The sequence below is a fragment of the Pseudomonas sp. PS02303 genome (assembly GCF_029959925.1).
In the GTDB taxonomy this organism is placed as follows: domain Bacteria; phylum Pseudomonadota; class Gammaproteobacteria; order Pseudomonadales; family Pseudomonadaceae; genus Aquipseudomonas; species Aquipseudomonas mandelii.
In genome coordinates this window covers 1-12,640 of record NZ_JASCOM010000035.1, presented here as the reverse complement: position 1 = coordinate 12,640, position 12,640 = coordinate 1, and the positions used below count along the sequence as shown (strand labels likewise).

9 protein-coding genes are annotated in these 12,640 nt (G+C 58.8%); 3 read left to right on the top strand and 6 right to left on the bottom strand.

The features are described from left to right. Positions 1-38: 38 nt before the first annotated feature. The 3 genes from fadA to QMX98_RS11510 all read right to left on the bottom strand — a co-directional run bounded on the left by fadA (position 39) and on the right by QMX98_RS11510 (position 4,371). The gene (gene fadA, locus QMX98_RS11520) at positions 39-1,214 is read right to left on the bottom strand and encodes an acetyl-CoA C-acyltransferase FadA (protein ID WP_010456360.1); all 1,176 of its coding nucleotides are present in this window, start codon (positions 1,212-1,214) and stop codon (positions 39-41) included. A 32-nt stretch (positions 1,215-1,246) separates the two neighbouring features. Continuing rightward, a complete protein-coding gene (gene fadB, locus QMX98_RS11515) occupies positions 1,247-3,394 on the bottom strand; it encodes a fatty acid oxidation complex subunit alpha FadB (RefSeq protein WP_083376184.1) in 2,148 nt (715 codons plus the stop codon). A gap of 539 nt (positions 3,395-3,933) precedes the next feature. Then, positions 3,934-4,371, bottom strand: a complete 438-nt coding sequence (locus QMX98_RS11510; protein ID WP_010456364.1) for a hypothetical protein — start codon at positions 4,369-4,371, stop codon at positions 3,934-3,936. Positions 4,372-4,475: 104 nt separating this feature from the next. Between QMX98_RS11510 and QMX98_RS11505 the strand changes: the two genes are divergently transcribed. Further along, a complete protein-coding gene (locus QMX98_RS11505; protein ID WP_010456367.1) occupies positions 4,476-4,913 on the top strand; it encodes a universal stress protein in 438 nt (145 codons plus the stop codon). Positions 4,914-5,040: 127 nt separating this feature from the next. On the opposite strand, the gene QMX98_RS11500 is transcribed toward QMX98_RS11505, so the two are convergent. Then, the gene (locus tag QMX98_RS11500; RefSeq protein WP_109628971.1) at positions 5,041-6,960 is read right to left on the bottom strand and encodes an ATP-binding cassette domain-containing protein; all 1,920 of its coding nucleotides are present in this window, start codon (positions 6,958-6,960) and stop codon (positions 5,041-5,043) included. Positions 6,961-7,173: 213 nt separating this feature from the next. Between QMX98_RS11500 and QMX98_RS11495 the strand changes: the two genes are divergently transcribed. Further along, positions 7,174-9,102, top strand: a complete 1,929-nt coding sequence (locus QMX98_RS11495) for a transglycosylase SLT domain-containing protein (protein WP_282410774.1) — start codon at positions 7,174-7,176, stop codon at positions 9,100-9,102. 74 nt (positions 9,103-9,176) lie between these two features. Here QMX98_RS11495 and QMX98_RS11490 read toward each other — a convergent pair whose 3' ends face one another. Beyond that, complete coding sequence (locus QMX98_RS11490) at positions 9,177-10,211, bottom strand: Fic family protein (RefSeq protein WP_282410773.1); 1,035 nt, start codon at positions 10,209-10,211, stop codon at positions 9,177-9,179. 68 nt (positions 10,212-10,279) lie between these two features. Further along, positions 10,280-12,046: an ABC transporter transmembrane domain-containing protein gene (locus QMX98_RS11485; RefSeq protein ID WP_282410772.1), complete on the bottom strand. Its 1,767-nt coding sequence runs from the start codon at positions 12,044-12,046 to the stop codon at positions 10,280-10,282. Between the two features lie 256 nt (positions 12,047-12,302). On the opposite strand from QMX98_RS11485, the gene QMX98_RS11480 reads away from it, so the two are divergent. After that, on the top strand, positions 12,303-12,482 hold the full coding sequence (locus QMX98_RS11480; RefSeq protein ID WP_010456379.1) for a PA1571 family protein: 180 nt from the start codon (positions 12,303-12,305) through the stop codon (positions 12,480-12,482). Positions 12,483-12,640 lie beyond the last annotated feature (158 nt).

Here is a 12,640-nt window from a genome sequence, read left to right as displayed (position 1 = left end):
ACCGGGGCACTTGGCCCCGGCTTCCGTCAACGAAACGTTTAAACGCGTTCGAAGACGGTGGAGATGCCTTGGCCGAGACCAATGCACATGGTGGCAACCCCGAAGGTGCCGCCATTCTGCTTCATCACGTTCAGCAGGGTGCCGGAAATACGGGCACCGGAGCAACCGAACGGGTGACCCAGGGCGATCGCGCCGCCGTGCAGGTTAACCTTCTCGTTCATCTTGTCGAGCACTTTCAGATCTTTCAGCACTGGCAGGGCCTGTGCAGCGAAAGCTTCGTTGAGCTCGAAGAAGTCGATATCGTTAATGCCAAGGCCCGCACGTTTCAGTGCTTTCTGAGTGGCCGGTACTGGACCATAGCCCATGATCGCCGGATCCACACCTGCCACCGCCATCGAGCGGATAACCGCCAGCGGCTGGATGCCCAGGTCCTGTGCACGCTGTGCCGACATCACGATCATGCACGAAGCACCATCGGTGATCTGCGACGAAGTACCGGCTGTCACGGTGCCGCCCTTGGGGTTAAACGCTGGCTTCAGAGCCGCCAGGCTTTCCAGGGTAGTTTCCGGACGAATGGTTTCGTCGTAGTCGAACAGTTTCAGGAAACCGTTCTCGTCGTAGCCTTGCATCGGGATGATTTCGTCTTTGAACTTGCCTTCCAGGGTCGCCTTGTGAGCGAGCTGGTGGGAGCGCACGCCGAAAGCGTCCTGTTGTTCGCGAGTGATGCCGTGCATTTTACCCAGCATTTCAGCGGTCAGGCCCATCATGCCCGAGGCTTTTGCCGCGTACAGCGACATGTGCGGGTTCGGATCGACACCGTGCATCATGCTCACGTGGCCCATGTGCTCGACGCCGCCGACGACGAACACGTCACCGTTGCCGGTCATGATCGCTTGTGCGGCAGTGTGCAGCGCGCTCATCGAAGAACCACACAGACGGCTGACGGTCTGGCCGGCAGCAGTGTGCGGGATCTGCGTCATCAGGGACGCCATGCGAGCGATGTTCCAGCCCTGCTCCAGGGTCTGGTTTACGCAGCCCCAGATCACGTCTTCGACTTCGTTCGGATCAACCTTGACGTTGCGTTCCAGCAATTTGCTGATCAGGTGCGCCGACATGTCTTCGGCGCGGGTGTTGCGGTGCATGCCGCCCTTGGAGCGGCCCATCGGAGTACGACCGAAGTCGACAATCACGACGTCTCTTGGATTCAAGCTCATAAAATTTCACTCTCGCTCAAGTGTTGGGACGCTTAACCGAAGAACCGTTGGCCGGTTTTGGCCATTTCACGCAGTTTTGCGGTCGGGTGGTACAGCGCGCCCAAATCAGCGTACTGGTCAGCCAGGGCAACGAACTCGGCAACACCGATCGAATCGATGTAGCGCAGCGCACCGCCACGGAATGGAGGGAAACCAATACCGTAGACCAGGCCCATGTCGGCTTCGGCGGCGGTTTCGACAATGCCGTCTTCCAGGCAACGCACGGTTTCCAGGCACAGCGGGATCATCATCCAGTTGATGATGTCTTCGTCAGTGACTTCGCGCTGCTCGTAAACGATCGGCTTGAGCACTTCCAGCACCGACGGATCGGCCACTTTCTTTTGCTTGCCTTTCTTGTCGGTCTCGTAAGCGTAGAAACCCTTGCCATTCTTCTGGCCCAGGCGCTTGGCTTCGTAGAGCACATCGACAGCCGAGCGACGGTCGTCTTTCATGCGGTCCGGGAAACCTTCAGCCATCACGTCACGACCGTGGTGGCCGGTGTCGATGCCGACCACGTCCATCAGGTACGCCGGGCCCATTGGCCAGCCGAATTTTTCCATGATCTTGTCGATACGGACGAAGTCCACACCGGCGCTGACCAGCTTGGCGAAACCACCGAAATACGGGAACAGGACGCGGTTGACCAGGAAGCCCGGGCAGTCATTGACGACGATCGGGTTCTTGCCCATTTTCTTGGCGTAGGCAACGGTGGTGGCCACAGCCAGCTCGCTGGACTTCTCGCCACGAATCACTTCAACCAGCGGCATCATGTGCACCGGGTTGAAGAAGTGCATGCCGACGAAGTTTTCCGGACGCTTGAGGGCTTTGGCCAGCAAGGTGATGGAAATGGTCGAGGTGTTGGACGCGAGGATGGTGTCCTCTTTGACCTTGTCTTCGACTTCGGCCAGAACGGCTTGCTTGACCTTCGGGTTTTCGACGACTGCCTCGACGACCAGGTCAACGTGACCGAAATCACCGTAGGACAGGGTCGGACGGATGCCGTTGAGCACTTCAGCCATTTTCGCCGGGGTCATGCGACCTTTATCAACGCGGCCGACCAGCAGCTTGGCGGCTTCAGCCAGGCCTTGCTCGATACCGTGCTCGTTGATGTCCTTCATCAGGATCGGCGTACCTTTGGAGGCCGACTGATAAGCGATACCGCCACCCATGATGCCGGCGCCCAATACGGCGGCCTGCTTCACATCCTTGGCGATTTCATCGTAGGCCTTGGCCTTTTTCTTCAGCTCCTGATCATTCAGGAACAGACCGATCAAGCTCTGCGCAGCAGAGGTCTTGGCCAGTTTGACGAAACCGGCGGCTTCGATTTCCAGCGCCTTGTCACGACCGAAGTTCGCGGCTTTCTGGATGGTCTTGATCGCTTCGACCGGTGCCGGGTAGTTCGGACCGGCTTGACCGGCCACGAAACCCTTGGCGGTTTCGAAGGCCATCATTTGTTCGATGGCGTTCAACTTCAGCTTTTCCAGCTTCGGCTGACGCTTGGCCTTGTAGTCAAACTCGCCAGAGATGGCGCGCTTGATCAGCTCCAGGGCCGCTTCCTGCAATTTCTCAGGAGCAACCACGGCATCGACGGCGCCTACTTTCAGCGCGTCTTCAGGACGGTTTTCCTTGCCGGCGGCAATCCACTCGATAGCGTTGTCGGCACCGATCAGGCGCGGCAGACGCACGGTACCGCCGAAGCCCGGGTAGATGCCCAGCTTGACTTCCGGCAGACCGATCTTGGCCTTGGTGGACATGACGCGGTAGTCCGCCGCCAGGCACATTTCCAGACCGCCACCCAGAGCGATGCCGTTGATCGCGGCGACAGTCGGGACGTTGAGGTCTTCGAAATCGCTGAAAATCTTGTTGGCTTCCAGGTTGCCAGCAACAAGCTCTGCATCAGGCAGCTTGAAGTTCTCGACAAATTCGGTGATGTCGGCGCCGACGATGAAGACGTCCTTGCCACTGCTGACGATCACACCCTTGATCGAAGCATCTGCCTTGATGGTGTCTACGGCCTGACGCAGTTCGTTCAGGGTTAGACGGTTGAACTTGTTGACGGACTCACCCTTGAGGTCGAATTTCAATTCGACGATGCCACTTTCAAGAGCCTTAACCGTGATGGCTTTACCTTCGTAAATCATCAACTGATCTCCACGATATGGAAGCTGAACAGTACACGTCGGACGCAGGCAAATGGCTTGGCAGGGACGCTTAACGTCAATGCTACGCCCATCTGCCCGGCACACCCGCCAACGCGATAGTCGGGATTCTGTAGGAGCGATGTTAAATACAAACGCTCAATTCATACGCCCGTTTGATTTGGGTACGCCACCTTCACGGAATTTCCGACAATTGTCAATCGCCCAAAATGCGGGTTCAAACGCGACTTTGCGGTCACTTCCGTACTACGAAGATCTTCAACACGCCCCTGCATGTGAAGCCATTCATAGAATCAATAGTTAGAAAAGTCGCCCTAATTCGCTGCAGCCTTTGTTTAACAGACTACGCTGGCGGGACCTTGAGAAAAAAATTGAACACTTTTGGCGAACGCCAAGCGTAAGATCGGCGGCACAAAGAATTACCGGCCTGCCTGGCCAACCCCAGCCCGATGATGATGTCGGGCTTTTTATTGCCTGTCTGTCGGAGGTTTCGCGCCATTGCAGCGCGAAATGTCCGTGAGTCACGCCAGTGCTTTCAGCACCGCATCGATGTCTTGCAAAACCGTCGCTTCGCCCTTCTCGCCCCAATACAGAGTGATCATCTGTTTGTCCGCTTCAACCTTGTAGACGTTGGCTGGCAATTTTTCGAAATGATTGAGCAGCGCTCGATCTTCGCAAATCTCCTGCCACTGGTTCACCCACACACCCGGCGACTTTTGCCAGTAACTCCAGCACGCCGGTTGATTGCCACGACGTGGCCGATGGTACTGGGCGCAAGGGCTCGGCGGCTCCTGGCTCAGCCAGTGCGGCCACTCCTGGGGCGCAAGCTGCATGGCGAGGCCGATACGCCGCGCTTCCATGCGCAGAGCCATGCGCCCGCTCTGTCCACGGGACGGTCGCAACCATGCCAGCGGACTCAGCACCACCAGCAGGATTGACACCACTATCCAGACCGTCATATCTGTACTCCCGATTCTTGATGAGCGCTTTGAGTCACTTTGGAACCATTGCGCTTGAAACCAGCCATACTTACCAATATTGCAATCCTCAGGAGGAGCACCTCATGCCCTACCACCATATTCTGGTCGCTGTAGATCTAACCGAAGAGTGCGACCCTGTAATCCACCGTGCTCGCGAGCTTTCAGTGAGCAATGGCGCGAAACTGTCCCTGGTCCATATCGTCGAACCGATGGCCATGGCCTTTGGCGGCGACGTCCCCATGGACCTGTCACAACTGCAACAGCAGCAGTTCGATCAGGCCAAGGAACGCCTGGACCGACTGATCGTGAAGTATCCGGAACTCTCCAAAGAATACAGCCACCTGACCTACGGCCAGCCACGCCAGGAGATTCACCACCTGGCCAAGGAACAGACCTGCGACCTGATCGTGGTGGGCAGCCATGGCCGACACGGCCTGGCATTGCTGCTGGGCTCGACGGCCAATGACGTGCTGCACGGCGCTCCGTGTGATGTGCTCGCGGTGCGCCTGATCAAAAGCTGAAAACCCGTACCCTGTGGGAGCGACCCTGCTCGCTCCTACAGGGATCTATAGCAACGTGTAGATCGCATTCCATACGAAAAGCCCGGCGCTCATCACTGAACGCCGGGCTTTTTTGTTACAGGATCAATCAGGCATCCAGCTCAGCCCAACGCTCGACCATCACGTCGAGTTCAGCCTGCAACTGCTCAAGCTGAGCGATCACGGCAGCGGTCTCGGCCGCAGGACGCTGATAGAAACCGGCATCGGCCATCTGGGCCTCGACGGCAGCGATCTGCTGTTCCATGGCTTCGATCTGGGCCGGCAACATTTCCAGCTCACGCTGCAATTTGTAGCTGAGCTTCTTCTTCGCCACCGGCGCTTCGACTGCCGCAGCAACCGGTGCCGCTTCCGCCGTCACGACCGCAGAGGTCAGGTCGGCCTTGCCGGATTTACTCTCGGTCACGCCCAGCAGGCGCGGCGAGCCGCCCTGACGTAGCCAGTCCTGATAACCGCCGACGTACTCGCGCACCTTGCCTTCACCTTCGAAGACCAGGGTGCTGGTGACCACGTTGTCGAGGAATGCCCGGTCGTGGCTGACCATCAGCACGGTGCCGTTGAAGGTCAGCAAGACCTCTTCCAGCAGCTCGAGGGTTTCGACGTCGAGGTCGTTGGTCGGTTCGTCGAGAACCAGCAGGTTCGCTGGTTTGCTGAACAGTTTCGCCAGCAACAGACGCGCACGTTCACCACCCGACAGCGCCTTGACTGGCGTGCGGGCACGCTGAGGGCTGAACAGGAAGTCGCCGAGGTAACTCAGCACGTGACGGCTCTGGCCATCGATATCGATGAAGTCGCGACCTTCGGCCACGTTGTCGATCACGGTCTTTTCCAGGTCCAGCTGATGGCGCAACTGGTCGAAGTAGGCCACGTCGATGCGCGTCCCCTCTTCCACTGTGCCGCTGGTTGGTTGCAGACCGCTGAGCATCAGCTTCAGCAGCGTGGTTTTGCCGGTACCGTTGGCGCCGAGCAGACCGATACGGTCGCCCCGCGTCAGGACCATCGAGAAATCCTTGATCAGGAACGGACCGCCCGGGTGAGCAAAGCTCACGTTCTCGAGGACCATCACCTGTTTGCCGGACTTGTCAGCGGTGTCCAACTGAATGTTGGCCTTGCCGGTGCGCTCACGACGCTCACTACGCTCGACACGCAGGGCTTTCAATGCGCGGACGCGGCCTTCGTTACGGGTACGACGGGCCTTGATGCCCTGGCGGATCCAGACTTCTTCCTGGGCCAGCTTCTTGTCGAACAGCGCGTTAGCGGTTTCTTCAGCGGCCAGGGAGGCTTCTTTGTGCACCAGGAAACTGGCGTAGTCGCCGTTCCAGTCGATCAGGCCGCCGCGATCCAGTTCCAGAATGCGGGTCGCGAGGTTTTGCAGGAATGAACGGTCGTGCGTGATGAACAGCACGGCGCCCTGGAAATCCTTCAGCGCTTCTTCGAGCCAGGCGATTGCACCGATGTCCAGGTGGTTGGTCGGTTCGTCGAGCAGCAGCAGGTCCGGTTCGGAAACCAGGGCCTGGGCCAGCAGGACGCGACGACGCCAGCCGCCGGACAATTCGGCGAGAGTCTTGTCGGCCGGCAACTGCAGACGGCTCAAGGTGCTGTCGACCAGTTGCTGCAAACGCCAGCCATCGCGGGCTTCGAGGTCGTGCTGGACGTGCATCAGCTTGTCCAGGTCGGCGTCGGTGACGATGTTCTGGCTCAGGTGGTGATACTGCGCGAGCAGCTCGCCGACACCGTCCAGGCCTTCAGCCACTACGTCGAACACGGTCCGCTCGTCGGCTACCGGCAGTTCTTGCGGCAATTCGCCAATCTTGAGGCCGGGCGCGCGCCAAACGGAGCCTTCGTCGGGCTTCTGGTCGCCCTTGACGAGCTTCATCATGCTGGACTTGCCAGTGCCGTTGCGGCCGATGATGCACACCCGCTCACCACGGGCGATCTGCCAGGACACCTTGTCCAACAACGGCATAGCGCCGAAAGCAAGGGACACATCGCTGAATTTGAGCAGGGTCATGAGCTTCTCCAAAAACCGGGCGCGCATTCTACCTGACTTGAGGCTTCAGAAGGCCGGCAATTTCAATGTCGAAGCACTCTGCATGACAATTGTTGCGAACTTGTGCCGAGAGGCCCGCAAAGCTTTCGCCCGTTGCTGGCAAAAGGCTAAGCTACAGATAATTCGGTGCAGGTTAAGTCTGCACTTGTCGTGATTTCTATGCCCGGACGTCTCATGCGCAGCCGCCTCTTCAGTTTTTTATCTTGCTTGCTTCTTTCTGCCGCTGCCGCTCAAACCGCCCAGGCGGTGGACCTGTCCACCCAGCGCCAATATTACGATGAGGCCAAGCGAGCCTTGGCCAAGGGCGATACCGGCCCATATTTTCGCTACAGCCAGGCCCTTCGTGATTATCCACTGGAGCCGTACCTGGCCTATGACGAACTGACCGCTCGGCTGAAAACGGCCAGCAATGCCGAAATCGAAAAATTCCTCGCCGAACACGGTGACCTGCCCCAGGCCAACTGGATGAAATTGCGCTGGTTGCGCTGGCTGGCCGAACGCGGCGACTGGGCGACCTTCGTCAAATACTACGACTCCAAGCTCAATTTCACCGAACTGGACTGCCTGAACGCGCAGTACCAGATCGGTCACAACCAGAAAGCCGAAGGCTACGCCAACGCCAATAAACTCTGGCTGACCGGTAAATCCCAACCCGCCGCCTGCGACGCGCTGTTCGGGCAATGGGCCGCCGAAGGTCAACTGACCGAACAGAAACGCTGGGAGCGCACGAAGCTTGCCGCCCAGGCGCGCAACTATCCGCTGGCCAATAGCCTGGTCAATGGCCTGACCACCCTCGCCCCTCGCGGTCGTTTGCTGGTGGATGTGGCGCAAAAACCTGAACTGCTGAACCAACCGTCGCGCTTCACCCCGGCCGACGAACCGATGTCCGACGTGGTCAGTCTCGGTCTGCGCCGCCTGGCCCGCCAGGACCCGGACAAAGCCATGAACCTGCTCGACGGCTATGCCAGCAGCATGCACTTCTCCCGCGACGAAAAAGTGGCGATCGCCCGTGAAATCGGGTTGACCCTCGCCAAACGTTTCGACCCTCGCGCGCTTGAGATGATGACCAGGTACGACCCGGAACTGCGCGACAACACCGTGTCCGAATGGCGCATGCGCCTGCTGTTGCGTCTGGCCCGCTGGGACGATGCCTATCAGCTGACTCGGCGCTTGCCGCAGGACCTGGCGACCACCAACCGCTGGCGCTACTGGCAGGCCCGCAGCCTGGAACTGGCGCAGCCGCAGAACCCGGAAGTACAAAACCTGTACAAGAACCTGGCCCGTGAGCGCGACTTCTACGGTTTCCTTGCCGCTGACCGTTCACAATCGCCCTACTCGCTAAACAACAAACCGCTGGTACTGAGCCAGGCGCTGATCAACAAGGTGCGCAACACGCCAGGCATTCGTCGCGCCCTCGAGTTCCACGCCCGCGGGCAGATCGTCGACGGTCGTCGCGAGTGGTACCACGTCAGCCGTCACTTCAACCGTGACGAGATGGTCGCCCAGGCAAAACTGGCCTACGACCTGAAATGGTATTTCCCGGCGATTCGCACCATCAGTCAGGCGCAATACTGGGACGATCTGGACATCCGCTTCCCGATGGCCCACCGCGAATCCCTGGTGCGTGAAGCCAAGGTCCGTGGCTTGCACTCGAGCTGGGTGTTCGCCATTACCCGCCAGGAAAGCGCCTTCATGGCCGACGCCCGTTCCGGCGTCGGCGCCAGCGGCCTGATGCAGCTGATGCCCGGCACCGCCAAGGAAACCGCACGCAAGTTCAGCATTCCGCTGGCCTCGCCGCAGCAAGTGCTCGACCCGGACAAGAACATCCAGCTCGGCGCCGCGTACCTGAGCCAGGTCCACAGCCAGTTCAACGGCAACCGCGTCCTCGCCTCCGCCGCCTACAACGCCGGCCCCGGCCGTGTACGCCAGTGGCTGCGCGGTGCGGATCACCTGAGCTTCGACGTGTGGGTGGAAAGCATCCCGTTCGACGAAACCCGCCAGTATGTGCAAAACGTATTGTCGTACTCGGTGATCTACGGCCAGAAACTCAACTCGCCACAGCCGCTGGTGGATTGGCATGAGCGGTACTTTGACGATCAGTGATCCTGATGTTGAAGTCCGAATAAAAATGCCCGCATCGATTGATGCGGGCATTTTTTTTGGCGTATCCAGAAGGCCTATGCAGACTTGAATCGTGCGGCAGTCTGTTTGCCATGCCGGGTCAGACGATATTTTTGAGCCGGACTGCTTGGTGTCTCGGGGCTGGTCATTTCAATCAAATCGGCAGCCAATGCGGGCCTGAGGTAGTTAGCCCGAAAGGTCGCCTTGTGAGCCAAACCGACCTCAGCCATCAAGTCGCTGATTTTAAGCGGACCATTAACCTGGAGTGCTGAAAGCAATCTCCCTACTGGGTCGGTTACTGGGTCGGTTACTGGGTCGATTATTGATTCGGTATTGCCTGCCTCTTCAAGCGCAATACTCAACGCTTGCAGCATGAACTCGACAAAAGGCGTCGACTCAGCCAACTGGTCCGCAGCCGACAACGCCGCGCAATAAGCGTCTTGCTGCTCTCGAATCACCGCTTCGACTGGCAGATAAGCCAACACCGGCCGCCACTGACTGAGTATCAAGGTTTGCCAGAGTCGCCCCATCCGCCCATTTCCGTCGGCGAAAGGATGAATAAACTCGAACTCGTAGTGGAAGACGCAGCTGACGATCAATGGGTGCCAATCCGATTGACTGAGCCACGCCAGCAAATCGTCCATCAAATGCCCAACACGACTCGGCGGCGGTGCCATGTGGACTAATTTTTCACCACGATAAATACCGACACCGGCTTGGCGAAACCGCCCACAGTCGTCAATCAATCCGCCCATCAGCAACTCATGCGCCCGCAGCAGGTCGGCCCGGTTGCTCGACCGCCACTCAGGCATGGCTTCATACGCCGCAAAAGCGTTACGCACTTCCTGGATTTCTCGCGGCAGGCCAAGTACTCCTCGCCCAGCCAGGACTGCGATCACCTGCTCGATGCTGAGCGTGTTGTTCTCGATCGCCAAGGAAGCCTGAATCGTGCGAATTCGATTACTACGACGCAGTTGAGGCGTCTGCAGGCGTTCGTCCACAGCCGTCAGCTGACCGATTTGTTCGCTGATCCCGGCGATCAACGCCAGCATTCTGGTGGTCAGGGTCAACGGTGGTTGATAACGGCTCATATCCTCATCCAGGCTCGCAACTGAGGCCGACATAATGCCCGAACCTCGCAGTGTTCAGCAGCTCTCATTCATGCCGCGTCGTGCCCGTCACTGAATTGCAACGCCGCCAACCGCGCATACAGCGCATTGCTCGCAATCAATTCCTGATGCGTCCCTATTGCCACCAGTTTCCCATGATCCATCACCGCGATCCGGTCGGCATTTTTTACCGTGGCCAAGCGGTGGGCGATGACCAGGGTGGTGCGGTTTTTCATCAAGCTCGGCAGGGCTTGCTGGATCAGGTGTTCGCTTTGGGCGTCGAGGGCGCTGGTAGCTTCGTCCAGCAACAGGATCGGCGCGTCCACCAGCAGCGCCCGTGCGATGGCCAGGCGTTGGCGCTGACCGCCGGACAACCCGAGGCCACCGTCGCCAAGGTGGGTCTGATAGCCGTTAGGCATCTGCTCGATAAAGTCGTGGGCGTAGGCGATTTTCGCTGCTTCCTGAACCTGGGCCAGGGTCGCCGACGGGTTGCCGTAGCGGATGTTCTCTTCGATGCTGCCGAAGAACAGGGCCGGGTTTTGCGAGACCAGGGCGAAGCAGCGACGCAGGTCGAGCGGATCGAGTTGGGTCAGTGGCACGCCATCCAGCAGGATCTGCCCCGAGGCAGGATCGTAAAAACGCAGCAGCAGGTCATACACGGTGGATTTCCCGGCACCGGACGGGCCGACCAGGGCGAGGGTTTCGCCTGCATTGATGGTCAGATTCAAGCCATCGACGGCGTAACTTTCTGGACGTGAAGGGTAGGAAAAGCGCACGTCTTGCAGCGCCAGATTGCCCTTCACCCGATCAGGCAAGGTCACCAGCCCTGTGGTGGGCGGCTGGATGATGTTCTCGGAGCGCAGCAATTCGGCAATCCGCTCGGCCGCACCCGCCGCTCGCTGCAATTCGCCGATCACCTCACTCAAGGTGCCAAAGGCGCTGCCGACGATCAGGCTGTAGAAGACGAAGGCTGCCAGTTCGCCCGCCGAGATCCGTCCGGCGATCACGTCCATGCCGCCGACCCACAGCATCACGCCCACCGCGCCCAGCACGAGCACGATCACCAGCGTAATCAGCCAGGCGCGCTGGAAAATGCGTTTGCGCGCCGTGTCGAACGCCTCCTCCACGGTCACGGCGAAGCGTTGCTCGTCCTGGACCTGATGGTTGTAGGCCTGCACGGTTTTGATCTGGCCGAGGGTTTCAGAGACGTAGCTGCCGATGTCGGCAATCCGGTCCTGACTCAGGCGCGACAGACTGCGTACCCGACGGCCGAAAATAAGGATCGGCGCGATCACCAGCGGCAACGCCACGACCACGATGCTGGTGAGTTTGGGGTTGGTGATAAACAGCAAGACGATCCCGCCGATGACCATCAGCAAATTGCGCAAGAACAGCGACAACGAAGAGCCGATCACTGATTGCAGCAACGTGGTGTCGGCGGTCAGCCGTGACTGGATCTCGGAGCTGCGATTGTCTTCATAGAAACCCGGATGCAGATAAACCAGGTGGTTGAATACTTGCTTGCGGATGTCCGCGACCACACGTTCGCCGATCCACGACACCAGATAGAAGCGCGCAAAGGTGCCGATCGCCAGCCCGACCACCAGCACCATGAACAAGCCGATGGTCTGGTTGAGCAAATGCGCCGATTGGGTCATGAACCCTTGATCCACCAGCAAGCGAATGCCCTGCCCCATCGACAAGGTGATGCCGGCGGTGATGATCAGCGCGAGCAATGCGCCAAGGGCCGGCCAGCGATAAGGTGCAAGAAAACGGCTGGTCAGGCGAATCGCGCGGCGGTGACGGGCAGAGAGCATCGGGTTATCCAGTACGCAAATGATGGGACCAGCTATACCGCTTAAATGGGGTGGAACTCTGTAAATCACAATGAGTCAGGTTAATTATGACCACAAAGACTAGCCGCTAGACGCTATTGGTCTAATGTCCGGGTGGCAACACTGCGGTATTTCTGGTGGACTGATGTTGCCGCCTTGGAGAGATCGCAGGGAGTTGTCACAGCCTGGTCACCTGGCGGTTTTAAAGTAGGCACACAACCTGATGAGGAGACAGGCCATGTCCTTGCAAAACAGCAGCGAAGACAAGATTCAAGTGATCCGCACACAACCAGACCAGTCTCTGGGTTGCTCAATTATTGATAAGGATGGGCGCGAAGTACCGATCACTGAAGACATGATCCAGCAAGCCTGCAGCGAACTGGAAAAGCGATTGGTCAAGCCTGCCGAACAAGAGTGATATAGCCACCGTCTTCTTGACCCGGCCCTGATGGCCGGGTTTTTTGTGGGTGCTTATCCGGGAAATGCGGTGCAGCCATTCGCGGGCAAGCCTCGCTCCTACAGATTTTGCGTCGTCAACCTACTTAGCGAACACCCAAATCCTGTAGTAGCGAGGCT